The 23,370-nt window shown below is 71.3% G+C and carries 21 protein-coding genes; 7 read left to right on the forward strand and 14 right to left on the reverse strand.

The genetic code is table 11. The annotated features are described in order from the left end of the window. Window positions 1–9 precede the first annotated feature (9 nt). The 11 genes from sigJ to ACZ5VD_RS06240 all read right to left on the reverse strand — a co-directional run bounded on the left by sigJ (window position 10) and on the right by ACZ5VD_RS06240 (window position 11,760). Window positions 10–912 carry an RNA polymerase sigma factor SigJ gene (gene sigJ / locus ACZ5VD_RS06190; RefSeq protein ID WP_468681093.1) on the reverse strand — a complete coding sequence of 301 codons (903 nt, stop codon included), beginning with the start codon at window positions 910–912 and terminating at the stop codon, window positions 10–12. 115 nt (window positions 913–1,027) lie between these two features. Beyond that, a complete protein-coding gene (locus ACZ5VD_RS06195) occupies window positions 1,028–1,645 on the reverse strand; it encodes an FxLYD domain-containing protein (RefSeq protein ID WP_468681095.1) in 618 nt (205 codons plus the stop codon). Window positions 1,646–1,769: 124 nt separating this feature from the next. Next, window positions 1,770–2,513, reverse strand: coding sequence for a PIG-L deacetylase family protein (locus ACZ5VD_RS06200; protein ID WP_468681097.1), 744 nt, complete (start codon window positions 2,511–2,513; stop codon window positions 1,770–1,772). A 58-nt stretch (window positions 2,514–2,571) separates the two neighbouring features. Continuing rightward, window positions 2,572–3,873, reverse strand: a complete 1,302-nt coding sequence (locus ACZ5VD_RS06205; protein ID WP_468681656.1) for an alpha/beta fold hydrolase — start codon at window positions 3,871–3,873, stop codon at window positions 2,572–2,574. A 101-nt stretch (window positions 3,874–3,974) separates the two neighbouring features. Beyond that, the gene (locus ACZ5VD_RS06210; protein WP_468681098.1) at window positions 3,975–5,000 is read right to left on the reverse strand and encodes a LacI family DNA-binding transcriptional regulator; all 1,026 of its coding nucleotides are present in this window, start codon (window positions 4,998–5,000) and stop codon (window positions 3,975–3,977) included. A gap of 88 nt (window positions 5,001–5,088) precedes the next feature. Further along, window positions 5,089–6,513, reverse strand: coding sequence for a BNR repeat-containing protein (locus ACZ5VD_RS06215; RefSeq protein ID WP_468548577.1), 1,425 nt, complete (start codon window positions 6,511–6,513; stop codon window positions 5,089–5,091). A 79-nt stretch (window positions 6,514–6,592) separates the two neighbouring features. Further along, entirely contained in the window at window positions 6,593–6,913 is a 321-nt protein-coding gene (locus ACZ5VD_RS06220; RefSeq protein WP_468548576.1) for an L-rhamnose mutarotase, read from the reverse strand. A 17-nt stretch (window positions 6,914–6,930) separates the two neighbouring features. Continuing rightward, entirely contained in the window at window positions 6,931–8,016 is a 1,086-nt protein-coding gene (rhaS, locus tag ACZ5VD_RS06225) for a rhamnose ABC transporter substrate-binding protein (protein WP_468681100.1), read from the reverse strand. 13 nt (window positions 8,017–8,029) lie between these two features. Beyond that, window positions 8,030–9,037: an ABC transporter permease gene (locus ACZ5VD_RS06230; RefSeq protein WP_468681102.1), complete on the reverse strand. Its 1,008-nt coding sequence runs from the start codon at window positions 9,035–9,037 to the stop codon at window positions 8,030–8,032. After that, window positions 9,030–10,136, reverse strand: a complete 1,107-nt coding sequence (locus tag ACZ5VD_RS06235; protein ID WP_468548573.1) for an ABC transporter permease — start codon at window positions 10,134–10,136, stop codon at window positions 9,030–9,032. Before ACZ5VD_RS06235 ends, ACZ5VD_RS06230 begins: the two co-directional genes overlap by 8 nt. A gap of 106 nt (window positions 10,137–10,242) precedes the next feature. Continuing rightward, on the reverse strand, window positions 10,243–11,760 hold the full coding sequence (locus ACZ5VD_RS06240) for a sugar ABC transporter ATP-binding protein (protein WP_468548572.1): 1,518 nt from the start codon (window positions 11,758–11,760) through the stop codon (window positions 10,243–10,245). 238 nt (window positions 11,761–11,998) lie between these two features. Here ACZ5VD_RS06240 and rhaI point away from each other — a divergent pair, with 238 nt between their 5' ends. From rhaI to ACZ5VD_RS06275, 7 genes are all read left to right on the forward strand, one after another. Then, entirely contained in the window at window positions 11,999–13,168 is a 1,170-nt protein-coding gene (gene rhaI / locus ACZ5VD_RS06245) for an L-rhamnose isomerase (protein ID WP_468681104.1), read from the forward strand. A gap of 133 nt (window positions 13,169–13,301) precedes the next feature. After that, window positions 13,302–15,341, forward strand: coding sequence for a bifunctional aldolase/short-chain dehydrogenase (locus tag ACZ5VD_RS06250; protein WP_468548570.1), 2,040 nt, complete (start codon window positions 13,302–13,304; stop codon window positions 15,339–15,341). Further along, window positions 15,338–16,786: a rhamnulokinase gene (locus ACZ5VD_RS06255; protein WP_468681106.1), complete on the forward strand. Its 1,449-nt coding sequence runs from the start codon at window positions 15,338–15,340 to the stop codon at window positions 16,784–16,786. The genes ACZ5VD_RS06250 and ACZ5VD_RS06255 overlap by 4 nt, the downstream gene beginning before the upstream one ends. A 70-nt stretch (window positions 16,787–16,856) precedes the next feature. Further along, the gene (locus ACZ5VD_RS06260) at window positions 16,857–17,612 is read left to right on the forward strand and encodes a (Fe-S)-binding protein (protein ID WP_468548568.1); all 756 of its coding nucleotides are present in this window, start codon (window positions 16,857–16,859) and stop codon (window positions 17,610–17,612) included. Then, window positions 17,609–19,135 (forward strand): LutB/LldF family L-lactate oxidation iron-sulfur protein, encoded by a 1,527-nt coding sequence (locus ACZ5VD_RS06265; protein WP_468681108.1) that lies wholly within the window; start codon window positions 17,609–17,611, stop codon window positions 19,133–19,135. The genes ACZ5VD_RS06260 and ACZ5VD_RS06265 overlap by 4 nt, the downstream gene beginning before the upstream one ends. Continuing rightward, window positions 19,132–19,776 (forward strand): LutC/YkgG family protein, encoded by a 645-nt coding sequence (locus ACZ5VD_RS06270; RefSeq protein WP_468548566.1) that lies wholly within the window; start codon window positions 19,132–19,134, stop codon window positions 19,774–19,776. The genes ACZ5VD_RS06265 and ACZ5VD_RS06270 overlap by 4 nt, the downstream gene beginning before the upstream one ends. A 65-nt stretch (window positions 19,777–19,841) precedes the next feature. Then, window positions 19,842–21,005: a betaine/proline/choline family ABC transporter ATP-binding protein gene (locus ACZ5VD_RS06275; protein ID WP_468548565.1), complete on the forward strand. Its 1,164-nt coding sequence runs from the start codon at window positions 19,842–19,844 to the stop codon at window positions 21,003–21,005. An 11-nt stretch (window positions 21,006–21,016) separates the two neighbouring features. Here the strand turns inward: ACZ5VD_RS06275 and ACZ5VD_RS06280 are convergent, their stop codons facing one another. The 3 genes from ACZ5VD_RS06280 to ACZ5VD_RS06290 are packed head-to-tail and all read right to left on the reverse strand — an operon-like array spanning window position 21,017 to window position 23,300. Beyond that, window positions 21,017–21,955: an ABC transporter substrate-binding protein gene (locus ACZ5VD_RS06280; RefSeq protein ID WP_468548564.1), complete on the reverse strand. Its 939-nt coding sequence runs from the start codon at window positions 21,953–21,955 to the stop codon at window positions 21,017–21,019. After that, window positions 21,952–22,623 (reverse strand): ABC transporter permease, encoded by a 672-nt coding sequence (locus ACZ5VD_RS06285; protein ID WP_468548563.1) that lies wholly within the window; start codon window positions 22,621–22,623, stop codon window positions 21,952–21,954. Before ACZ5VD_RS06285 ends, ACZ5VD_RS06280 begins: the two co-directional genes overlap by 4 nt. Next, window positions 22,620–23,300, reverse strand: coding sequence for an ABC transporter permease (locus ACZ5VD_RS06290; protein ID WP_468681110.1), 681 nt, complete (start codon window positions 23,298–23,300; stop codon window positions 22,620–22,622). Before ACZ5VD_RS06290 ends, ACZ5VD_RS06285 begins: the two co-directional genes overlap by 4 nt. Between the last annotated feature and the right edge of the window lie 70 nt (window positions 23,301–23,370).

A 23,370-nucleotide genomic window follows, 5' to 3' on the forward strand; every position in this document is an offset into this window, starting at 1 on the left:
CCGCCCGGCTCAGTCGATGGCGTCCGGCACGTCGAGGCCGGCGAGGCGCTCGGGGTCGGCCAGGATGTACATCGCGACGATCCGGCCGTCGGCGACGGTGACGCCCATGACCGACCGCAGCTGACCGTCGGGGGCGTTGAGCATCCCGATCTCCCCGTTGACGAGGGCCACCCGGGCGAGCGGGGCGAACTGCCCGAACAGCAGCGCCTGTTCGGCCACCGCCTTCGCGCCGTGGACCAGCTTCGAGGCGGCCGCGCCGGCGACCAGGACCCCGGAGTCGACCCGGAGCACGATGTCGGGGTGAAGGACGGCCAGCAGTGCCTCGAAGTCCCCGGCGCGGCTGGCCGCGAGGAAGGCGTCGACGACCTGGCGCTGCCTGCCGAGGTCGGGGTCGGCCGAGGGCGTGGCGCCCTGCACCCGGCGGCGGGCCCGGCTGGCCAGTTGCCGGGTGGCGGCCGACGTGCGCTCCAGGATCGGGGCGATGTCGTCGAAGGGCACCGCGAACATGTCGTGCAGGACGAACGCGAGCCGCTCGGCGGGCTCCAGCGTCTCCAGGACGACCAGGAGGGCCAGCCCCACGGAGTCGGCCTGGATCATTTCCTGCTCCGGGTCGGTCCGTGTCAGGGGGCGGATCACCGGATCGGGAACGAAGGTGTCGAAGGCGTCGTCGAGGGGGCTCTCGCGGCGCACCTGGCGCGAGCGCAGCAGGTCCAGACAGACGCGGCTGACGACGGTGGTCAGCCAGCCGCCGAGGTTCCGGATCTCCCCCGCCTCGCTGCGGCTCAGCTTCAGCCAGGTCTCCTGGACGGCGTCCTCCGCCTCGGTCAGCGAGCCGAGCATGCGGTAGGCCACCGCCCGCAGGTGGCCGCGGTGTTCCTCGAAGCGGTCCGCGAGCAGCTCTGTCTCGTTCATGCCGTCCCCCCAAGACGATCCCGGTGCCGTGTGAAGGCGAGTCGATCCCATCACACCGGTACCGGACTGTGAACGCCGCCTCCTCGATACCGGCGTGCCGCGACACCCCTGCGCTTCAATACCGCTGCGCCTTGGCCAGCTTCGGCGTCAGCGCCGGCTCGGCGGGCTTGCGGCTGATGGCGAGCGGCTGGGCCCTCTCGCCGGGTTCGAGGTCCTCGGCGCCGACGTAACGCGTCTCGACGGCCTTGCCGGAGGCGTCGAGGAAGTCGATCTGGACGGCGTACGACGCGGCCTGGGACGTCTTGTTGGTGATGGTGACGACGACGGCGAGCAGCCCGCCGGTCCGGGAGCGCGGTGTGCCGGTCATGGCGACGTCGGAGATCGCGTCGCCCCGCCCGTCGACGTCCTTGAGTTCCTTCTCGGCGGCCTGGTTGGCCCGCTCCGCCTCGGCCGACACCGAGGCCTCGAAGGCGGACGCGGCGGCCGACGCGGAAGCCGCCGCGGCGGAGGCGGAGGCACGCGCCGACTCGACGGCCGAAGCGGCCTTCGACTTGAGCGGGGTCGGTGTCGTACCGGAGAAGGAGCCCGTGTCGGGGGCGGTCGGCCGGGTGGTGGACGGCTCGTCGCCGCTGCCGCCGTCCGAACCGCACGACACCAGGGTGAGCGCGGCGGTCATCGCCAGTGCGACGACGGCCGTCCGGGACCGGACGACGGTGTCGATACGTTCGGGCATCCGAGCCTCCTGAACCGCCGAGCCGACGAAATGCACCCTATGCCGGAATATTCGGGCGGGCATGTCGGCATCGAGGGGGCTCGCTGTCCGCGCGGCCCGACCATCGCGCCGCCGGGCGGCCCGGTTACCGGCCGAAGAGCTCGAACGCGACCGCCGGTCGCCCGCCGAACCGCTCCCCCGCTGCCTCGGCGTGCTCCGTCAGGAAGGACCGCACGTACGCCTCCGGGTCCTGGCTCGTCAACGCCTCGATGTAGGTGCGGTGTTGGAGGAGGGAGTGCACGGCGCGCTCCAGGCCCGGTGCCGCGTCCACCGCGTGGGTGGGGGTGACGGAACCGGCGACGGCGACCCAGCGGACGCCGTCCCAGGGTTCCAGGCCCTGGTCGAGGAGTTCCGGGAAGATCCAGCGGTTGCCCGCGTCGCCCGCCGCGTCCAGGGTGGCGCGGCCCACCGCCACATGGTCGGGGGTGTTCCAGGCGACGCCGCCCCAGGTGTCCCGGTGGTTGAGGGTGATGACCAGTTCGGGCCGGTGGCGACGGATCGCGGCGGCGATGTCGCGGCGCAGGGCGGTGCCGTACTCGATCACCCCGTCCCGGTGGTCGAGGAACTCCACCTCCGACACACCCACCACGGCCGCGCTCGCCCGCTGCTCCCGCTCGCGCAGCGGGCCGCACCGGGCGGGCTCCAGGGTGTCGATGCCGGCCTCGCCGCGGGTGACGAGGACGTAGGCGACCTCTCGGCCGCCGTCCGTCCAGGCGGCGACGGCGGCCGAGCAGCCGTACTCGAGGTCGTCCGGATGGGCCACGACCGCGAGGGCTCGCCGCCAGTCGTCGGGCATGGGCTGAAGCTGCGTGATCTTCGGCTCGGTCATGTCGGCAGACTAGACCGAGCCGCCGACAACGTGCCCTCGCCCCAGGCCTCGTCCCGGGTCAGGCCTCGTCGCGGGTCAGGGACAGCAGTCGGTCCAGGACACGGGGGCCGCCCGCCCGTACGCCGTCGTGTTCGAACTCGTCGGTGACCCAGGTGCGCAGCCCGCGGATGGCCCGGGCCGTCTCCAGGGCGTGGGTGGTGTCGACGTACATGTCGTCGTGGTAGACGGCCGCGGCGACCGGCACCTCGTTGGCGGCGAGGCGGGCGGGGTCGTAGAGGGGGGCCCAGTCGGTGCGGGCGGCGAGGAGTTCGGCGGCCTCGCGCAGCGGGCGCAGGGCCGGGTCGCAGTCGAACATCCAGGGGTGGACCGACTCGCCGGTGAAGAGCAGCGGTCCGTCGCCCGTGAGGGTCTTGGCGGCGTCGAACTGAGGGAACTCGGCGCGGACGCGTTCGGCCGACCAGGCGGTGGGGCGCCGGTCCTGGCCGTAGATCGCCTCGTGGACCAGGGCGTACAGGGGGTGGCTCGCGTACGACAGGAGGGACTGGACCTCTTCCTGGAACGCGTCGGACAGGGCCGGGCCCTGCGGGGTGGGCACGAAGGCCTGTTCCAGGAGGAAGTGCAGTCGGTGGCTGCCCTCGCCGCCGCCGAGGAGGATGCCTAGGGACTGGAAGGCCTCCGCGGTGAGCCGGTAGCCGTTCGGCAGGACCGGTTCGTGCTGGAGGACGTACTCGGCGATGTGCCGGGCGCGGTCCACGTCCTGCGGGTAGCGCTCGTAGTGCGCGGTGACCTTGCGCTCGATGCGCGGGTAGGCGGCCCGGTAGACGTCGTCGGCGTGGGCGTCGAGGGAGGGCAGGCCGCCGGTGAGGACGGCGGCGCTGAGGCCCTCCGGGGCGGTGGAGAGGTAGTTCACCGTGCAGAAACCGCCGAAGCTCTGCCCGAGGACGGTCCAGGGGGCGCCGCCGGTGACGGCCGGGCGGATCGCCTCGCAGTCGCGGACGATCGAGTCGGCGCGGAAGCGGGCGAGGTAGTCGGCCTGCCGCTCGGGGCCCCCGCGCAGGGGGAGGGTCTGGCGGTTGGCCGGGGTGGAGTGGCCGGTGCCGCGCTGGTCCAGGAGGAGGACGCGGTACTCCTGCAGGGCCCGGCCGAGCCAGGCCGGCTTCCCGACGAAACGATTCGCCCCGAAGCCGGGTCCACCCTGCAGATAGACCAGCCACGGCAGGTCCTGGCCCGCCTTGTCGCTCGCGACGACCTCGCGGGCGTAGAGCTCGACGCTCTCCCCGGCGGGGTCGTCGTGGTCGAGGGGCACGGTGAAGTGGCGGTCGGCGAGGACGACGCCGGGCTGTCGGTAGGTGGGGGACAACAGGGCTCCCTGGACGGACGGATTGCTGGCCGCGTCCCAGTTCAGCACATGTTCGTCCGGCAACCGACCCCCGGGATCATGAAATCGTACTGAATGCGGGGTCAGCGGGACGAGAGGCTGGAGCGGCGCACGACCAGTTCCGGCTGGAGCACGACCCGGCGGTGCGTGTGCCCGCGCGGCGAGGTCTCGGCCTCCGTCTCCTCCAGGAGGAGTTCGGCGGCCATGGCGCCCATGGTGACGGCGGGCTGGCGGACCGAGGTCAGCGGGACGGCCGCGGCGGCGGCGAACTCGATGTCGTCGTAACCGACGATCGCGAGTTCGTCGGGGACGTCGACGCCGGCCGCGTACATGGCCTGGAGGACGCCCAGGGCGAGCAGGTCGTTGGCGCAGAACACGGCGGTGGGGCGGTCGGCGAGGCCGAGCAGGCGGGCGCCGGCGTCCCGGCCGGCCGCCACGTCGAGGCGTTCGGTGGGCAGCTCGCGCAGCGCGTCGGGGCCGAGCCCGGCCTCGGCGAGCGCGTTGAGGGCGCCGGTGCGGCGGTCGCGGACCTGGTTGAGGCCGGGCGGGCCGCTGACGTAGGCGAGGGAGCGGTGGCCGGCGTCGACGAGATGGCGGACCGCGAGGGCGCCGCCGGCCACGTCGTCCACGGAGACCGAGCACTCGGTGGTGCCCTCGGCGACCCGGTCGACGAGGACGAAGGGGATGCCGTGGCGGCGGAAGGACTCGATGTTGCGGCCGGTCGCGTCGGCGGGGGTCAGCAGGACGCCCCGGACCCGCTGTTCGGCGAAGAGCGAGAGGTACTCGGCCTCCTCGCCCGGGTTCTGGGCGCTGTTGCAGACCATCACGCCGAGGCCCGTGGCGCGCGCGGCCCGTTCGGCGCCGCGCGCCACGTCGACGAAGAAGGGGTTGCCCATGTCGAGGACGAGCAGGCCCATGATCCGGCTGCGGCCCGCGCGGAGCTGACGCGCGGACTCGCTGCGGACGTAGCCGAGCCGGTCGATCGCGGACAGCACGCGTGCCCGGGTCTCGGTGGCGACGCTGTCCGGGCGGTTGATGACGTTCGAGACGGTGCCGACGGAGACTCCGGCGGCACGGGCGACGTCCTTTATACCCACCGACTGGGCCATCGGACGGGGACCTCCAGAGGAACGATGAGGAACGAGTGCGGCGGGAAGACCTTCACAGTACCGCTCTCCCGCCGCACTCCCGATCGGGTCAGGCGGGCAGTCGGAAGTCGACCACGTGGAGCGCCGAGGGGGTCGTACCGGTCGACTTCTCCTGGTAGAGCACCGACAGGACGTTGTCCTGCGCGACGCGGGTCTCGTCGACGACGACCTCGCCGAAGGCGTTGAGGCCGCTGCCGTCGAACAGGACGGCCCAGTCGGTGTACCCGGAGGCCGCGGAGGCTCCGGCGATCCGGCCGAAGGGGAGGATCGCGTACGCGTTGTCGTACTTGTCGAGGATCAGCCTGGTGCGCTGGCTGGAGTTCAGGGCGACCGGGATCTCGGTCTTCTGCCAGCTGCCCGACGCGTTCCTGCGCAGGTGGAAGGCGCGGCCGTTGGCGGTGCGGTCGCTCACGTAGTTCGTCGTGCACTGGCCGAAGCGGCCGGGGACGTAGCTGATGATCGCGTGCGGGCGGCCGGCGGAGTCGGTGAACTGGCTCTCCTGGTTCATCAGGGAGTGGTCCGGGTTGAGCGCGTCGACGACCAGGCCGCCGTCGGTGACCGCGACCTTGTCGGAGCCGCCGGTGGTGCCGACCAGGGTGCCGGCGTTGTTGCGCCAGGTGCGGCCGCGGTCGTCGGAGTAGACGTAGCCGGTGTCGTGGTTGGTGATGCCGCCGCTGCTGCACATCACGGCGCCGTTCTGCTCGCGCCAGGTGAAGAAGGAGTGCAGGCGCCCGTTCTTGTCGTAGTCGATGCCGTGCAGGTACATGTTGCGGACCGTGCTGGAGCCGTGCTCGCTGGTGTAGGTGCCGGTGGAGCTCGACCACTCGCCGAGGTTGGTCCAGCCGGTGCCGTCGTACTCGGCGAGGGCGTTGCGGCCGTTGCCGGAGACGGCGACGCGGTAGCTGAGCTGGAGCTTGCCGTCCGGGGTGGAGATGAACTGGGGGTAGGTGAACTGCGAGGTGAGCGCCAGCCCGTCCAGGGTGGACTGGGCGGCGCCGAAGCGGCTCGCGGTCCAGCTCAGCCCGGCCGGGTTGTCCATCAGGCCGGCCACCGACTTGACGTAGGTGAAGCCGTCGCTGTGGGAGTCCATGTTGAGGTGGAGACGGCCGTCGATCTTGGAGACGCCCATGGAGATGACGTTGTGGGAGTCGTTGTAGCGCAGGGTGTGGCCGACCTGGACGGTGGCCCAGGTGGTGCCGCCGAGGATGCGGCGGCCGACGACGGCGTTGCGGTCGGCGGTGTACCAGACGGCGTACTGGTAGCCCTTGTAGGTCAGCAGCCCGTTCTTCTGGAACGAGTTGTTGTTGACCAGGCCGTCGTAGGACACGAAGAAGATGGCCTGGCTGTCGAGCGTGGTGTTGCCGGTCCGGGTGACCGAGGGGCCGGGGTCGGCGGCCCGTGCCGTGCCGGCGGCGAGCGCGGGGGACACCACGGCGCCGGCGAGGGCGGCGCCCAGCAACGTACGTCTGTTCATCTCGGGGGACTCCATTGTCGGCGAGGTGAGAGGGCGAGGAGCGGTGAAACGGGGAGCGGGGAGCGGTGGCCTGTGGGGATCAGGCCAGGTGGAACACCTCGGTGAGCGGTTTCATGGCCTCGTCGGGACGGGCGCCGTCCAGCGATTCGAAGAACGGCGCCATCTCCGCCTGCCAGCGGGCGTTGACGTCGGTGCCCTCCATGCCGGCCTGGGCGGCGGCGAAGTCCTCGGTCTCCAGGTAGCCGACGAGCAGGCCGTCGTCGCGCAGGAAGAGCGAGTAGTTGTGCCAGCCGGTGGCCGAGAGGGCGTCGAGCATCTCGGGCCACACGGTGGCGTGCCGCTCGCGGTACTCGGCGAGACGGTCCGCCCGGACCTTCAGCAGGAAGCACACGCGCTGCATCAACGACCCTCCGATGCCTAGAAGTTGAACTGGTCGATGTTCTTGGCGTCGAACACGGTCGGCTTGCCGAGGCTGATCACGCCGTCCTTGCCGATGGTGTACTCACCCATGTCGCCGGCCTTGAAGGTCTCGCCCTCCTTGCCGGTGATCTGGCCGGAGACGAGCGCGACGGCGGTGCGGGCGGCCAGCTCGCCGAGCTTGGACGGGTCCCACAGCTCGAAGCCCTCGACGGTGCCGTTCTTGACGTACTTGCGCATGTCGTTGGGGGTGCCGAGGCCGGTCAGCTTGACCTTGCCCTTGTACTTGGAGCCCGACAGGTACTGGGCGGCGGCCTTGATGCCGACGGTGGTCGGGGAGATGATCCCCTTCAGGTTCGGGTACTCCTGGAGGAGACCCTGGGTCTGCTGGAAGGACTGCTGGGCGTCGTCGTTGCCGTAGGCGACCTTGACCAGCTTGATGTCCTTGTACTTGGCGTCCTTGAGTTCGTCCTTCATGAACTCGATCCAGGTGTTCTGGTTGGTCGCGGTCTGCGCGGCCGACAGGATCGCGATCTCGCCCTTGTAGCCGATCTGTTCGGCGAGCAGCTGGACCTCGGTGCGGCCCAGGTCCTCGGCGCTGGCCTGCGAGACGAAGGCGTTGCGGCAGCCGGGGTTGGTGTCCGAGTCGTAGGTGACGACCTTGATCTTGTTGCTCATGGCCTGCTTGAGCGCGGTGCACAGGGCGCCCGGGTCCTGGGCGGAGACGGCCATCGCGTCGACCTGCTGCTGGGTGAGCGTGTTGACGTAGGAGACCTGGCCGGAGGTGTCGGTGGCGCTGGAGGGGCCGACCTCCTTGTAGCTGGAGCCCAGTTCCTTAAGGGCCGCCTCGCCGCCCTTGTCGGCGGAGGTGAAGTAGGGGTTGTTGACCTGCTTCGGCAGGAAGCCGACGGTCAGGCCCTTCTTCAGGGCGGCGTTCGGGTCGGCCTTGCCGGCGGAGGCGGCGGAGCCGGTGCTCTCGCTCTTGACGTCCTCCTTGGTGGTGCCGCCGCAGGCGGTGGCGGCCAGGGCGAGGGAGGTGACGGCGGCGAGGGTGGCACAGGTGCGGCGGAGCGTCGACTTGCGCATGGCGGTGATTCCTTTACGGGGCTGAGGTGAGGGACGAGGTCGGGGTCGAGGCGGCTCTGCGACCCGCCCTCGCGACCGAGATCTGCCGTGCGACCCGGGGGCCGAGCACGGAGACGACGAGCAGGACGCCGGTGACGACGATCTGCGACTGCGCGGAGACGTTCAGGAGACTCATCACGTTCTGCAGTGCGCCGAGCAGGAAGACTCCCGCGATCGCGCCGCCGAGCGTGCCCTTGCCACCGTCGAAGTCGATGCCGCCGAGCAGTACGGCGGCGACGACGGACAGTTCCAGACCGGTGGCGTTGTCGTAGCGGGCGCTGGCGTAGTGCAGCGCCCAGAAGATGCCGGTGAGGGAGGCCATCAGACCGGTCACCGTGAACAGGATCAGCTTGTGCCGCTTGACGCGGATGCCGGCGAAGCGGGCGGCCTCCTCGTTGGCGCCGATCGCGAACAGCGACCGTCCGAACGGGGTGGCGTGCAGGACGACCACGGCGATGGCGAGCAGCACCAGGAAGGGCAGGAGGGCCTGCGGGACGAACGTGTCGCCGACGCGTCCGGCCGCGAAGTCCAGGTACTGGATGGGGAAGTCGGTCACGGCGTCGGAGCCGAGGACGATCTGTGCGATGCCCCGGTAGGCGGCGAGGGTGCCGATGGTGACGGCGAGGGAGGGCAGTCCGAGCCGGGTGACCAGCAGGCCGTTGATCAGTCCGCAGACGACGCCCAGCAGCAGGCAGATCGGGATGATCGCCTCGATGGTCATGCCCTGGTTCCACAGGTACCCCATGACCGCGCCGGACAGCCCGGCCGTGGAGGCGACCGAGAGGTCGATCTCGCCGGAGACCACCAGGAGCGTCATCGGCAGGGCGATCAGCGCGATGGGCAGGGTGTTGCCGATCAGGAACGACAGGTTGAGGGCGTTGCCGAAGCCGTCCACGGAGGAGAAGGACAGCAACAGCAGGACGATGAGGAGGGCGCCGACCACCGTGTCCCAGCGGACGGCACGGGTGAGTGACTCAGGCATGGTCGGCGTCTCCCTTCTTCACAGAGGTCTTCACAGGGGTCTCCACGGGGCCGGCGGTGGTCCTGACCGCGGCCGACTTCTTCTTCAGGGCCGAGGCCACGCGCAGGGCGACGATCCGGTCGACCGCGATGGCGAGGATGAGCAGGACGCCGTTGATGGCGAGCACCCACACCGAGCTGACGCCGAGGGCGGGCAGCACGCTGTTGATGGAGGTCAGGAGCAGGGCTCCGAGGGCGGCCCCGTAGACGCTGCCGGAGCCGCCGGTGAACACCACACCGCCGACCACGACCGCGCTGACCACGGTGAGTTCGTAGCCGTTTCCGGTACCGGAGTCGACGTTGCCGAACCGGGCCAGGTACATGGCGCCGGCGAGGCCGGCGAGGGCTCCGCAGAAGGTGTACGCGGCGAGGATCCGCTTGCGGACCGGGATACCGGCGAGGCGGGCGGCCTCGGGGTTGGAGCCGAGGGCGTAGAGCTCGCGGCCGCTGCCGAAGTGCTTGAGGTAGTAGGCGGTCGCCACCAGCACGACCAGGGCGATCATCGCCAGCCACGGCACGGCCGAGAGGCCGCCGGAGCCGAAGTCGACGAATCCGCCCGGCAGGTCGGCCGCGGTGATCTGCCGGGAGCCGACCCAGATGGAGTCGACGCCGCGGATGATGTAGAGGGTGCCGAGGGTGACGACGAGGGCGGGCACCTGGCCGAGGCTGACGAGCAGGCCGTTCAGCAGGCCGCAGCCGATCCCGAGCAGGACCGCCAGGACGACGGCCACGACCGGGTTTCCGCCGCCCTGGAGATAGAGGCCGGCGGCGAACGCGGTGATGCCGAGGGTCGATCCGACGGACAGGTCGACGTTGCGGGTGATGACGACCAGCGCCTGGCCGGTGGCGACCAGCACCAGGATGGTCGCGTTCAGCAGCAGGTCCTTGATGCCCTGCTCGGACAGGAACTCGCTGTTGCCCGCCTGGGTGAGGACGATCATCACCAGGAAGACGAGCAGGATGGCGAGTTCACGCATCTTGAAGACACGGTCGACCAGGCGGGTGCCGCTGGATTTGGGCACCTCGGTGACGGGGGCCTGGTCGGGGGCGGTGACCGTCATGCGGCAACCCTCCAGAAGGTTGTCGGTGTCATGCGGCGGCCCTCCGAGGGGAGTTCGTGGTCGTACGGCCCGCCGTGCCGAGGGGAGTTCGCGGTCGTAGGGCGTGTCATGCGGCGGCCCTCCCGGTGGCCGCGGCCATCACGGACTCCTCGGTGGCCTCCGCGCGCGGGATCTCGGCGGCGAGGCGCCCCTCGTGCATCACGAGCACCCGGTCGGCCATGCCGAGGATCTCGGGCAGGTCGGAGGAGATCATCAGGACGGCGACGCCGTCGGCGGCCAGCTCGCTGAGCAGCCGGTGCACCTCGGCCTTGGTGCCGACGTCGATGCCACGGGTCGGCTCGTCGACGATCAGCACCCTGGGGCCGGTGGCGAGCCACTTGGCGAGGACGACCTTCTGCTGGTTGCCGCCGGACAGGGTGGAGACGCTGTCGGCGATCCGGGCGTACTTCACCTGGAGCTTGACGGCCCAGTCGAGGGAGCGGCTGCGCTCGGCGCCCCGGTCGACGAGGCCCGCCCTGACACTGGTGCGGAGTCCGGTGAGCCCGATGTTGCGCTCGATGGACATGCCCATCACGAGACCCTGGGCGCGCCGGTCCTCGGGCACGAGGGCGAGCCCCGCGGCCATGGCGGTGGAGGGGGCCCCGTTGGTGAGGGCGCGGCCCTGGACCTCGACCTCGCCCGCGTCCCAGCGGTCGATGCCGAAGACGGCCCGGGCCACCTCGGTACGGCCGGCGCCGACGAGTCCGGCGAGGCCGACGATCTCGCCGTGCCGGACGTCGAAGGACACGTCGGTGAAGACGCCCTCCCGGGTCAGCCGGCGTACGCTCAGGGCGACTTCGCCGGGCCGGACGTCCTGCTTCGGGTACAGCTCGTCGAGGTCCCGGCCGACCATGCGGCGCACGAGATCGTCCTCGGTCATGCCCTCGATCGGCTCGCTGGAGATCCAGGCGCCGTCCCGGAGGGTGGTGACCCGTTGGCAGATCCGGAAGATCTCCTCCAGGCGGTGCGAGATGAAGAGGACGGCGGCGCCCTGTTCGCGCAGGGTGCGCACGACTCCGAAGAGCCGGGCCACCTCGCTGCCGGTGAGGGCCGCGGTGGGCTCGTCCATGATCAGGACGCGGGCGTCGAAGGAGAGGGCCTTGGCGATCTCGACGATCTGCTGGTCGGCGATCGAGAGGCCGCGGGCGGGCCGGTCGGGGTCGAGTTCGACGCCGAGGCGCCGCATCAGGGCCAGGGTCGCGGTGTGCGTGGCCCTGTGGTCGATCCGGCCGAGAGCGCGCCGGGGCTGGCGGCCCATGAAGATGTTCTCGGCGATCGACAGGTCGGGGAAGAGCGTGGGCTCCTGGTAGATCACGGCGATGCCGGCGTCGCGGGCGTCGCCGGGGCCGTGGAACTGAACGGGCGCACCGTCGAGGAGTACCTGGCCGGCGTCCGGTCGGTGCACCCCCGCGAGGGTCTTGATGAGGGTCGACTTGCCCGCGCCGTTCTCTCCGGCGAGCGCGTGCACCTCACCGGGAAACAGTTCCAGGGACACGTCCCGCAGGGCGCGCACCGCTCCGAAGGACTTCGACACGTCCTTGAGCGACAACACCGGGGCCGGACCCGCTTCGGACGGGTGGGTCATGAGGGGCTCCTCGACAACGCCGGCGGTGGCCGTCTCAGCGTCGTGAAAGGTTTCAACTTGGTTGCCGGGACGTTAGGCGCGCCAGCCATGTCACGTCAATGGGTCCGCCTCGAAAAAGTTTCGATAGCCAAAGGTCACGGTCAGAGCACGGACGGCAGGGTCTGCCGCACCCCTTGACACCCCTACGGGACACCCATAGCTTCACGCTCTGAATCGATTCATACCGAGGAGCCACGAAGTGACCGAGCTCGCCGCGGTGAAGGCCGCGCTCAAGACCCAGGCCGTAGAGACGCCGTCGTGGGCGTACGGGAACTCGGGCACCCGTTTCAAGGTGTTCGCCCAGGCAGGTGTCCCCCGCGACCCGTGGGAGAAGCTGGCGGACGCGGCGAAGGTGCACGAGTTCACCGGCGTCGCGCCGACCGTCGCCCTGCACATCCCGTGGGACAAGGTCGAAGGCCCCGACGCGTACGCCGAGCTGGCGAAGTTCGCCGAGGAACGCGGCGTGAAGCTGGGCGCGATCAACTCGAACACGTTCCAGGACGACGCCTACAAGCTGGGCAGCGTCTGTCACCCGGACGCGGCGGTGCGCCGCAAGGCGCTCGGCCATCTGCTGGAGTGCGTCGACATCATGGACGCCACCGGCTCCCGGGACCTGAAGCTGTGGTTCGCCGACGGCACGAACTATCCCGGCCAGGACGACCTCCGGGAACGACAGGACCGGCTCGCCGAGGCGCTCTCGGAGGTCTACGACCGCCTCGGTGACGGGCAGCGCATGCTGCTGGAGTACAAGTTCTTCGAGCCGGCCTTCTACTCGACGGACGTGCCCGACTGGGGCACGGCCTACGCCCACTGCCTCAAGCTCGGCGAGAAGGCACAGGTCGTGGTGGACACCGGGCACCACGCCCCGGGGACCAACATCGAGTTCATCGTCGCCACCCTGCTGCGGGAGGGAAAGCTCGGCGCGTTCGACTTCAACTCCCGGTTCTACGCGGACGACGACCTGATGGTGGGTGCCGCCGATCCCTTCCAGCTGTTCCGGATCATGTACGAGGTGATCCGCGGCGGCGGGTTCTCGCCCGACGTCGCCTTCATGCTCGACCAGTGCCACAACATCGAGGCGAAGATCCCCGCGATCATCCGGTCGGTGATGAACGTCCAGGAGGCCACGGCGAAGGCGCTGCTCGTGGACCGGGCAGCGCTGGATGTGGCGCAGCGCTCGGGTGACGTGCTCGAAGCGAACGCCGTGATCATGGACGCGTACAACACCGACGTCCGGCCGTTGCTGGCCTCGCTCCGTGAGGAGATGGGGCTCGACGCGGATCCGATGGCCGCGTATCGGAGGTCCGGGTGGGCCGAGAAGATCGTGGCGGAGCGGGTCGGTGGGCAGCAGGCCGGCTGGGGCGCGTAGGCGGTCCGCAGTACTTCGGCCGCGGCCGGATGCGTCTGGTCGCGCCCACGCGGCGGAGCCGCACAGTGAAACAGCCCCGCGCCCCCAGGAAGGGGCGCTGTAGTCACCCTCTCTTCCAGAAGGACTGAAGCTCATGGCACCCCACCCCGAAGCCGCCGCTCTGCTGGGCCGCTCCCATCGGCTCGGCGCCGATCCCCGGAACACCAACTACGCGGGGGGCAACACGTCCGCGAAGGGCACCGACATCGATCCCGTGACCGGCGGGGACGTCGAGTTGATGTGGGTGAAGGGGTCGGGTGGGGATCTCGGGACGCTCACCGACGGTGGGCTGGCCGTGTTGCGGATCGACCGGCTGCGCGGCCTGAAGGACGTGTATCCGGGGGTGGAGCGCGAGGACGAGATGGTCGCCGCGTTCGACTACTGCCTGCACGGCAAGGGAGGCGCCGCCCCGTCCATCGACACCGCCATGCACGGGCTCGTCGAGGCGGCACACGTCGACCATCTGCACCCGGACTCCGGGATCGCGCTGGCCTGTGCGGCCGACGGGGAGAAGCTGACCGCCGAGTGCTTCGGCGACACGGTGGTGTGGGTGCCGTGGCGGCGGCCCGGCTTCCAGCTCGGCCTGGACATCGCGGCGGTGAAGGAGGCCAACCCGCAGGCGATCGGCTGTGTCCTCGGCGGGCACGGGATCACGGCCTGGGGCGACACGTCCGAGGAGTGCGAGCGCAACTCGCTGCACATCATCCGGACCGCGGAGGCCTTCCTCGCCGAGCGGGGCAGGCCCGAGCCGTTCGGTCCGGTGATCGAGGGGTACGGGGCACTGCCCGAGGGCGAGCGGCGCGACCGGGCGGCGGCCCTGGCGCCGTACGTCCGTGCCGTGGCGTCCCAGGACCGGCCGCAGGTCGGGCACTTCACCGACGCCGACGTCGTCCTCGACTTCCTCGCGAGCGCCGAGCACCCCCGGCTCGCCGCGCTCGGCACCTCCTGCCCCGACCACTTCCTGCGCACCAAGGTCCGGCCGCTGGTCCTGGACCTGCCGCCGACGGCTCCCCTGGACGAGGCGATCGCACGGCTGAAGGAGCTGCACGCCGGGTACCGCGAGGAGTACGCCGCCTACTACCAGCGGCACGCCGAGCCCGACTCCCCCGCGATGCGCGGCGCCGACCCGGCGATCGTGCTGGTCCCGGGCGTGGGCATGTTCTCCTTCGGCAAGGACAAGCAGACCGCGCGGGTGGCCGGCGAGTTCTACGTCAACGCGATCAACGTGATGCGGGGGGCCGAGGCGGTCTCGACGTACGCGCCGATCGAGGAGTCGGAGAAGTTCCGGATCGAGTACTGGGCCCTTGAGGAGGCCAAGCTCCGGCGGATGCCGAAGCCCAAGCCGCTCGCGACGCGGGTCGCGCTCGTCACCGGCGCCGGCAGCGGGATCGGCAAGGCCATCGCGCGGCGGCTGGTCGAGGAGGGCGCGTGTGTCGTCATCGCGGATCTCCACGCCGAGAACGCCGCGGAGGTCGCCGAGGAGCTGGGCGGGTCCGACAAGGCCGTCGCCGTGGCCGTGGACGTCACCTCCGAGGAGCAGATCGCCGAGGCGTTCAAGGCGGCGGCGCTGGCCTTCGGCGGGGTGGACCTGGTGGTCAACAACGCCGGGATCTCCATCTCCAAGCCGCTCCTGGAGACGTCCGCGAAGGACTGGGACCTCCAGCACGACATCATGGCCCGCGGTTCGTTCCTCGTCTCGCGCGAGGCGGCCCGGGTGATGATCGCGCAGGAGCTGGGCGGCGACATCGTCTACATCGCGTCGAAGAACGCCGTGTTCGCCGGGCCCAACAACATCGCCTACTCCGCGACCAAGGCCGACCAGGCCCACCAGGTGCGGCTGCTCGCCGCCGAGCTGGGCGAGCACGGCATCCGCGTCAACGGGGTCAACCCGGACGGCGTCGTGCGCGGTTCCGGGATCTTCGCGGCCGGCTGGGGCGCCCAGCGGGCGGCCGTGTACGGGGTTCCGGAGGAGAAGCTGGGCGAGTTCTACGCCCAGCGGACCATCCTCAAGCGCGAGGTGCTGCCCGAGCACGTCGCGAACGCGGTCTTCGCGCTGACGGGCGGGGAGCTGACGCACACCACCGGGCTGCACGTCCCGGTCGACGCCGGCGTCGCGGCCGCCTTCCTGCGATGAGCGCGGCCGTGAAGTCGTACGCCGCGGTCGACCTCGGCGCGTCCAGTGGACGGGTCATGGTCGGCCGCGTCGGCCCCGACAGCCTGGAGCTGACCGAGGCACACCGCTTCCCCAACCGGCCGGTCCGGGTGCCCGAGGGGCTGCGCTGGGACGTCCTCGGGCTGTACGCGGGTGTCCTCGACGGGCTGCGGGCGGCGGGCCGGGTCGACTCCGTCGGCATCGACAGCTGGGCCGTGGACCACGGCCTGCTCGACGCCGACGGGGCGCTGCTCGGCAACCCCGTGCACTACCGGGACGCGCGGACCGAGGGCGTCGCGGAGAAGGTGTGGGCGAGCGTGCCCGCCGAGGAGCTGTACGCGGCCACCGGGTTGCAGTACGCCCCCTTCAACACCCTCTACCAGCTGGTCGCCGCCCGCTCCACCACCCAACTGGCATACGCCAGGCGGCTGTTGCTCATCCCCGACCTGCTCTCCTACTGGCTCACGGGCGAGCAGGGCACCGAACTGACCAACGCCTCGACGACCCAGCTGATCGATCCCCGCACGCGCACCTGGTCCCGGGACATCGCCTCCCGGCTGGGCATCGACCTCGGTCTGTTCGCGCCGCTGCGGCAGCCCGGCGATCCCGCGGGCGTGCTGCGCCCTGAGGTGCTGGAGGAGACCGGGCTGAGCGGGCCGGTCCCGGTGACGGCGGTCGGTTCCCACGACACCGCGTCCGCGGTGGCGGCCGTCCCGGCGGGCGGCGAACGGTTCGCCTACATCTGCACCGGCACCTGGTCCCTGGCCGGCCTGGAGCTGGCCGCGCCGGTGCTGACGGAGGAGAGCCGCGCCGCCAACTTCACCAACGAACTGGGGCTGAACGGCACGGTCCGCTATCTCCGCAACATCATGGGGCTGTGGCTGCTCCAGGAGTGCGTACGGGCCTGGGGGGACCCCGACCTGGGAGCCCTGCTCCTGGAGGCGGCGAAGGTCCCCGCCCTGCGGTCGGTGGTGGACGCGGGGGACGCCGGGTTCCTGGCGCCGGGCCGGATGCCGGAGCGGATCGCCGAGGCGTGCCGCGCCTCGGGCCAGCCGGTGCCGCGGTCGCCCGCCGAGATCACGCGCTGCATCCTCGACTCCCTCGCCCTCGCCCACCGCCGGGCCGTCGAGGACGCGCAGCGGCTCGCCGACCATCCGGTCGACGTCGTGCACGTCGTCGGCGGCGGCACCCGCAACGCCCTGCTGTGCCAGCTGACCGCCGACGCCTGCGGGCTGCCGGTGGTGGCCGGCCCGACGGAGGCGGCGGCCCTCGGGAACGTCCTGGTGCAGGCCCGGGCCCACGGCCTGGTGGGCGACCTGACCGGCATGCGGCACCTGCTGACCCGCACCCAGCCGCTCACCCGGTACGAGCCCCGGGGCGATCCGGAACGCTGGCGCGAGGCACAGGACCGGCTCGCTGTGCGGTGAAGGGGACTCCCCCGGGCCCCGAGCCCGGACTACGCTGCACTCATCCGATGACCGACCACAAGGAGCCGCGATGCGTGTCGCCCTGTTCCTGACCTGTGTCAACGACACGCTCTATCCGGACACCGGGCGCGCCGTGGTGAAACTGCTGACCAGACTGGGCGTCGACGTCGACTTCCCGATGGCGCAGACCTGCTGCGGGCAGGCCCACTACAACACCGGTTACCGGCACGAGGCGGAGCCGCTGGCCCGGCATTTCTCCGATGTCTTCCGGGAGTACGAGGCGATCGTGACGCCGTCGGGTTCCTGCGGGGCGATGGTGCGGGAGCTGTATCCGAGGATGGGCGAGCGGGCCCGGGCCGAGGGGCGTGGGGACACCCTCGCGGCCACCCTGGCGCCGGTCGTGCCGAAGACGTACGAGCTCACGGAGTTCCTGGTGGACGTCCTGGGGGTGACGGACGTCGGCGCGTACTACCCGCACACGGTGACGTACCACCCGACCTGTCACGGACTGCGGAGTCTCGGTCTCGGCGACCGGCCGCGCAGGCTGCTCCAGGCCGTGAAGGGCCTGGAACTGGCCGAGCTGCCGGGAGCCGAGGAGTGCTGCGGCTTCGGCGGCACGTTCGCGCTGAAGAACGCCGACGTCTCGGCGGCGATGGGCGCGGACAAGGTGCGCAACGCCGAGTCGACGGGCGCCGAGGTGCTGTGCGCGGCCGACAACTCCTGCCTGATGCACATCGGCGGGACGATGACCCGGCTCAGGACCGGCATGCGGCCGGTGCACATCGCGGAGATCCTGGCGAGCACGGAGGAGGAACCGGCGGTATGAGCGGAACGTTCGTAGGAATGCCTGGCTTTCCCCCGCCCCCGCCCGTCCACCCGGCCTTCCCGGAGGCCGCGCACGAGGCGGTCAACAACCCGACCCTGCGGGGCAATCTGCGGCACGCCACGCACACCATCCGGGCGAAGCGGGCCAAGGCCGTGGCCGAGATGTCCGACTGGGCGGAGCTGCGGGAGGCCGGCAAGCGGATCAAGGACCACACCCTGCTCCACCTCGACCGGTACCTCCTCCAGGTGGAGGAGTCGGTGACGGCCGCGGGCGGTGTCGTCCACTGGGCCGCCGACGCCGACGAGGCCAACCGGATCGTCACCGCACTCGTCAAGGAGACCGGCGAGTCGGAGGTCGTCAAGGTCAAGTCGATGGCCACGCAGGAGATCGGCCTCAACGAGGCCCTGGAAGCCGAGGGCATCCACGCCTACGAGACCGATCTCGCCGAGCTGATCGTCCAGTTGGGCAAGGACCGGCCCTCGCACATCCTCGTCCCGGCGATCCACCGCAACCGGGGCGAGATCCGGGAGATCTTCGCGCGGGAGATGAGCGAGTGGGGCCGCCCGGCCCCCGAGGGCCTCACCGACACGCCCGCCGAACTCGCCGAGGCGGCCCGGCTGCACCTGCGGGAGAAGTTCCTGCGCGCCAAGGTCGGTGTCTCCGGCGCCAACTTCATCGTCGCCGAGACGGGCACGATGGTGGTCGTCGAGTCGGAGGGCAACGGGCGGATGTGCCTGACCCTGCCTCAGACGCTGATCTCGGTCGTCGGCATCGAGAAGATCGTGCCGACCTGGCGGGACCTGGAGGTCTTCCTGCAGACCCTCCCCCGCTCCTCGACGGCCGAGCGCATGAACCCGTACACGTCGATGTGGACCGGGACGACGGACTCCGAGACCGCCGACGGACCGCGGACCTTCCATCTGGTCCTCCTCGACAACGGCCGCACCGACACCCTCGCCGACGAGGTCGGCCGCCAGGCCCTGCGCTGCATCCGCTGCTCGGCGTGCCTGAACGTCTGCCCGGTCTACGAGCGGGCCGGCGGCCACGCCTACGGCTCGGTCTACCCGGGGCCGATCGGGGCCATCCTCAGCCCCCAGCTCCGGGGGACGGCGAGCGACATCGACGCCTCCCTGCCGTACGCCTCCTCGCTGTGCGGGGCCTGCTACGAGGTGTGCCCGGTCGCCATCGACATCCCCGAGGTGCTGGTGCATCTGCGGGAGCGGATCGTCGAGGGCGGCCCGGTGACGCGGGAGGGCAACAAGGTGGTGCTCAAGCCCGCCAAGGGACATGCCGCCGAGCGGGCGGCGATGCGGGCGGCGCGCTGGGCGTTCGCCCGTCCGGGGGCGCTGCGGGCCGGCCAGCGGCTCGCCTCGCGCACCCGTCGCTTCCATCCGCGCACCCTGCCCGGTCCCGGCGGCGCCTGGAGCGGCACACGGGACCTGCCGCCGGTTCCGGCGGAGCCGTTCCGCGACTGGTGGCAGCGGACACAGGGCGGCAACGGCGACAAGGGGGCCGCGAAGTGAGCAGCAGGGAACGGATCCTGGGCCGGGTGCGGCGCGCGCTGGCGGACGTACCGCCGGACGACACGCCGTACGAGCAGGCGTTTCCCCGGGACTACCAGAACGAGCACGGTGGCCTCGATGTCGAGGGGACGGTGGATCTGCTGGCCGAGAACCTGGCGGACTACCGGGCGATCGTGCACCGCTGCACCGGCGCCGACCTGGCGTCGACGATCGCCGGGATGCTGGCCGCGCGGGGCGCGCGGACCGTGCTGGCACCGCCGGGGCTGGCCCCGGAGTGGCTGTCGGCGGCGGAGGCCGAGCCCGTCGCCGACCGGGCGGAGAGCACCCCGGACGAACTCGACCGGGTCGACAGCGTGGTGACCGCGTGCGCGGTGGCCGTCGCCGAGACCGGCACGATCGTGCTGGACGGCAGCCCGGACCAGGGCCGCCGCCGCATCACGCTCGTCCCCGACCACCACATCTGTGTCGTACGGGTCCCCGAGCAGGTCGTGGCGTCCGTGCCGCAGGCTCTCGAACGCCTCGTCCCGACCCGTCCGTTGACCTGGATCTCCGGGCCGTCCGCCACCAGTGACATCGAGCTGGACCGGGTGGAGGGGGTGCACGGGCCGCGCACCCTGGAAGTGGTGCTGGTGACGGCCTGAGCGGCCTTCGTCAGGACGGCTCCCGCCGGTGAGCGGTGTGCGGCGGGCGCCGTTAGCGTGAGGTCATGATCCGGTTCGAGCAGGTGACCAAGCGGTATCCGGACGGTACGACCGCCGTGGACGGGCTCAGCTTCGAGGTGTCCGAGGGTGAGCTCGTCACGCTGGTGGGACCGTCGGGCTGCGGCAAGACGACCACCATGATGATGGTCAACCGGCTGATCGAGCCGACCTCGGGGCGGATCCTCGTCGACGGCGACGACATCGCCGCGCTCGACCCGGTCCGGCTGCGGCGACGGATCGGATACGTCATCCAGCAGGTCGGCCTCTTCCCGCACCGCACGATCCTCGACAACACGGCCACCGTGCCGTCGCTGGTCGGCTGGAAGAAGGCCAAGGCACGGGCGCGGGCGGCGGAGCTGCTCGATCTGGTGGGCCTGGACCCGAAGACGTACGGATCGCGCTACCCGGACCAGCTGTCGGGCGGGCAGCGGCAACGCGTCGGCGTGGCGAGGGCGTTGGCAGCCGATCCGCCGGTGCTGCTGATGGACGAGCCGTTCGGCGCGGTCGACCCGGTCGTGCGGGAGCAGTTGCAGGACGAGTTCCTGCGCATGCAGGCGACGGTCCGCAAGACGGTGCTGCTGGTCACCCACGACATCGAGGAGGCCGTCCGGATGGGCGACCGCATCGCCGTGTACGGGCAGGGGCGGATCGAGCAGTTCGACACGCCGGGCGCCGTGCTCGGCACACCGGCGACACCGTACGTCGCCGAGTTCGTGGGCGCGGATCGCGGGCTGAAGCGGCTGTCGGTCACCGAGATCGAACCGGACGACCTGGAGCAGCCTCCGGTGGCCCGGCTGGACGAGCCCGCCGAGCGGGCGGCGGAGCGGCTGCGGACGGAGGGCGCGCGCTGGGCCGTGGTCCTCGACACGCGGGGCGACCTGCACGGCTGGGTCGGCATCGCCGACCTCGGCACGGGCACCGCCGGCCACTCGGTCGGCGACCGCGCGCGGCGGATGAACGCCTGGGTGCCGGTGGGCGCCCCGCTGAAGCAGGCCTTCGGCGTGATGCTCCAGCACGACGCCGGCTGGGTCGCGGTCCTGGACGGCGCCCGCTTCCTGGGCGTCCTCACCCCGGCGAAGCTCCACGAGGCGCTGCGGAGATCGGTGGACGCGGACGCGCTCGGGGTGCCGAGGGGGCAGGTGGAGTTCGACTCGGTGGCGGACGCCTGATCAGGCCCGTCTCACTTGAGCAGTCCCTTGTCCTGCAGATACGTCCGTGCCACGTCCTTCGCCAACCGCCGCCAGCTGTCCACCTGTTGGTTCATCGAGGCCAGGTCGGCGGTGGTGAGGACGTCGTTGAGGGCGCCGAGTGCCTTGGTGACCCCCTCGCCGCCGGCCCGGGAGCGGTTGACGACGGGGACGACGTGGTCGGCGTTCTGCAGGTGCTTGTCGTCGGTGAGCAGGACCAGGCCGAAGTCGTCCAGGGTGGCGTCGGTCGTGGTGGTGAGGACCATCTGGTCCTTGCCGCTCTGCACGGCCCGTTTCGCCGGCGTGGTGCCGACCCCCTTGGGGTCCACTCCTGTGATGTCGATGCCGTACGTCTTCTTCAACCCCGGTTCGCAGTAGGGCCGCTGCACGCACTCGTCGCCCGCGGCGAGCCGGACCGGCAGACCGGATGCGCCGAGGTCGCTGAGTGTTCTGAGGTCGTGCTTCCGGGCGTAGGAGGCGCTCACCGCGAAGGCGTTCTGGTCGACGGCCCGGCCGGGGTCGAGGACCGTGAGGCCGCGGGGTGTGGCCAGTCGGCGCAGGGCCTTCATCGTGGCGTCGAGGTCCGGGGAGCCGACCGGTGGTGCGTCGGCGCCGTTGGTCTTGGCGTTCAGCCAGTCGGCGAAGGTGGCCGCGTACTCGGGTACGACGTCGATCTGGCCCGATTCCAGGGCCGGTTCGTACAGTTCGCGGTTGGCGACGGTCAGCAGGGACGTCCGGTATCCGGCCTGGTCCAGCAGGAGCGCGTACATCTGGGCGAGCAGGTCGCTCTCGGTGAATCCGGCGGATCCGACGGTCAGGTGGTGGCTGCCGCCGGGTGGTGCGGTGACCTCGCCCTGGTTCTCCAGGGAGGGGCCGGTGGCGCAGCCGGTGAGGAGCAGGAGGAGGGCCAGGGCGGCCGGGCGTCGTCTCATCCCGCCGCCCTCGCCCAGCGCGGGGCCAGCCGCTCGGCCATCTCGAAGACGGCCTCGACGACCAGCGCGAACGCGGCGACGAGCACCGCCCCCGCCACGACCTGTGCCGTACTGGCGAGGTTGAAGCCCGCCGTGATGATCCGGCCCAGGCCGCCCCCGCCCGCCAGGGCGGCGATGGTGGCGGTCGCGACGAGCTGGACCGCGGCGATCCGCACACCGGTCAGGACCATGGGGAGCGACAGGGGCAGTTCCACGCGGAGCAGCAGCTGCCGGCCCGTCATGCCCATGCCGCGCGCCGCCCGGACCACGCCGCGGTCGACCTCGCGCATACCGACGTAGGCGTTGGTGAGCAGCGGCGGTACGGCGAACAGCACCAGCGCCACGACCGTGGGGCCCTCGCCCCAGTCGCCGACCGGGGTGAGCAGGAGCAGGACGAGGACGGCGAAGGTCGGGACCGCGCGGCCGATGTTGGAGATGTTCACCGCCAGGGCGCCGCCCCTGCCGAGATGGCCGAGCACCAGCGCGATCGGCAGGGCGATCAGACAGCTGACGACCAGGCAGACCACCGTGAGGACGACGTGCTGGAGGAGTCGGTGTCCGATGCCGTCCTCGCCCGACCAGTGCGCCGGGTCGGCGAGCCAGTCCCATGCGTCGGTGAGCGTGTTCATGAGCGGGCCGCCCTGGTCCAGGGGGTCATCAGGCGTTGCAGACCGAGGAGCAGCACATCGGCGACCACCGCGATCACCACGCACAGCACGGACGCCGTGAGGACCTGCGCCTTGAAGTAGGTGTTCATGCCGGAGTAGATGAGGTTGCCGAGCCCGCCGAAGCCCACGATGGCCCCGACGGTCACCAGGGAGACCGCCGAGACCGTGGCGATGCGCAGTCCGGCCATCGCGGCGGGCAGAGCGAGGGGCAGTTCGACGGTGAGCAGGAGCCGGACCGGGCCGTAGCCCATGCCGCGTGCGGCCTGCCGGGTCTCCTCGGGGACGGCCCGCAGCCCGGCGAGGATGTTCCGCACCAGCAGGGTCAGCGAGTACAGGACCAGTCCGGCGACGACGAGGCTCGCGGAGAGCCCGTACACGGGCAGCAGCAGGGAGAACATCGCCAGGGACGGGATCGTGTAGAGGATCGTCGTCACGGCGAGGACCGGTCCGGCCGCCCAGCCCCAGCGGCGCGCCAGCACCGCGAGCGGCAGCGCTACGGCGAGGCCGACGAGCACCGAGACCGTGGTGAGCTGGAGGTGCTGGAGGACCGCATCCAGAAGGATCTGCCGGCGGGTGGTCAGGTACTCGCCACAGATCCACTCGTTGCGCGCGAGGCAGTCGTCCGGGGGCGCGGTCACGGGTCCATTGCACCGGGCGGGCGGCGGGATCGGCGCGTTGTGGTGACCCGTACGGGGTGGGACGGGTGGT

Source organism: Streptomyces sp. NPDC032822, from assembly GCF_055578825.1.

Excerpts from the sequence above, each read along its gene's own strand:
- sigJ (WP_468681093.1), bottom strand. The coding sequence starts at position 912 with ATGAACGAGACAGAGCTGCTCGCGGACCGCTTCGAGGAACACCGCGGC.
- ACZ5VD_RS06195 (WP_468681095.1), bottom strand. The coding sequence starts at position 1,645 with ATGCCCGAACGTATCGACACCGTCGTCCGGTCCCGGACGGCCGTCGTC.
- ACZ5VD_RS06200 (WP_468681097.1), bottom strand. The coding sequence starts at position 2,513 with ATGACCGAGCCGAAGATCACGCAGCTTCAGCCCATGCCCGACGACTGG.
- ACZ5VD_RS06210 (WP_468681098.1), bottom strand. The coding sequence starts at position 5,000 with ATGGCCCAGTCGGTGGGTATAAAGGACGTCGCCCGTGCCGCCGGAGTC.
- ACZ5VD_RS06215 (WP_468548577.1), bottom strand. The coding sequence starts at position 6,513 with ATGAACAGACGTACGTTGCTGGGCGCCGCCCTCGCCGGCGCCGTGGTG.
- ACZ5VD_RS06220 (WP_468548576.1), bottom strand. The coding sequence starts at position 6,913 with ATGCAGCGCGTGTGCTTCCTGCTGAAGGTCCGGGCGGACCGTCTCGCC.
- rhaS (WP_468681100.1), bottom strand. The coding sequence starts at position 8,016 with ATGCGCAAGTCGACGCTCCGCCGCACCTGTGCCACCCTCGCCGCCGTC.
- ACZ5VD_RS06230 (WP_468681102.1), bottom strand. The coding sequence starts at position 9,037 with ATGCCTGAGTCACTCACCCGTGCCGTCCGCTGGGACACGGTGGTCGGC.
- ACZ5VD_RS06235 (WP_468548573.1), bottom strand. The coding sequence starts at position 10,136 with ATGACGGTCACCGCCCCCGACCAGGCCCCCGTCACCGAGGTGCCCAAA.
- ACZ5VD_RS06240 (WP_468548572.1), bottom strand. The coding sequence starts at position 11,760 with ATGACCCACCCGTCCGAAGCGGGTCCGGCCCCGGTGTTGTCGCTCAAG.
- ACZ5VD_RS06250 (WP_468548570.1), top strand. The coding sequence starts at position 13,302 with ATGGCACCCCACCCCGAAGCCGCCGCTCTGCTGGGCCGCTCCCATCGG.
- ACZ5VD_RS06255 (WP_468681106.1), top strand. The coding sequence starts at position 15,338 with ATGAGCGCGGCCGTGAAGTCGTACGCCGCGGTCGACCTCGGCGCGTCC.
- ACZ5VD_RS06260 (WP_468548568.1), top strand. The coding sequence starts at position 16,857 with ATGCGTGTCGCCCTGTTCCTGACCTGTGTCAACGACACGCTCTATCCG.
- ACZ5VD_RS06265 (WP_468681108.1), top strand. The coding sequence starts at position 17,609 with ATGAGCGGAACGTTCGTAGGAATGCCTGGCTTTCCCCCGCCCCCGCCC.
- ACZ5VD_RS06275 (WP_468548565.1), top strand. The coding sequence starts at position 19,842 with ATGATCCGGTTCGAGCAGGTGACCAAGCGGTATCCGGACGGTACGACC.
- ACZ5VD_RS06280 (WP_468548564.1), bottom strand. The coding sequence starts at position 21,955 with ATGAGACGACGCCCGGCCGCCCTGGCCCTCCTCCTGCTCCTCACCGGC.
- ACZ5VD_RS06285 (WP_468548563.1), bottom strand. The coding sequence starts at position 22,623 with ATGAACACGCTCACCGACGCATGGGACTGGCTCGCCGACCCGGCGCAC.